The following is a 437-nucleotide window of genomic DNA, read 5'->3' as shown; positions in this document are numbered from 1 at the left end:
CTTACGTATCTTCGCCTCACACAAAAAATTTGGTTTATTTTGTAGGATGGATGAAAGTGACATGACGCTTGACGTGTCGCTCAATGACAGTTTTTCGCAAGCAACCACGTCTACGCCAGTGTCAACGAAACGCACGACTCATCAACAAACTGCAAACCAACTTCAGCCAAATGCACTGTTCAAAGCTCCACTGCCTCCACCACCGCCCACACCGAAAAGAATTGCACCTGCCAAGAGAAAGCAACCGATACAACCACTCCCAACACCAAAAGTGACTACTGTGGCAAAGAGGCAAAGACTGAAGAAAGACAAACCCAAACTAGTTTGCAAAGATTGCGGCAAGGACGATGTTAATATGGGCTTTTACAAGAATCATTGTCGGACTCATGCTATACTAGGTACGGAGTTATTTTTTCTAACAACTTGTTGGTTTTCAC

Annotated in this window: 1 protein-coding gene; it reads left to right on the top strand. The window is 44.2% G+C overall.

What is annotated here, in order from left to right; genetic code table 11:
• Positions 1–61: 61 nt before the first annotated feature.
• On the top strand, positions 62–437 hold a 376-nt coding region (locus D7Y13_RS47485; RefSeq protein WP_208734651.1), incomplete at its 3' end, for a hypothetical protein.

This window comes from Corallococcus praedator, from assembly GCF_003612125.1.
In the GTDB taxonomy this organism is placed as follows: domain Bacteria; phylum Myxococcota; class Myxococcia; order Myxococcales; family Myxococcaceae; genus Corallococcus; species Corallococcus praedator.
The sequence above is the reverse complement of the archived record's forward strand: the minus strand, read 5'-3'. Positions and strand labels throughout refer to the sequence as shown.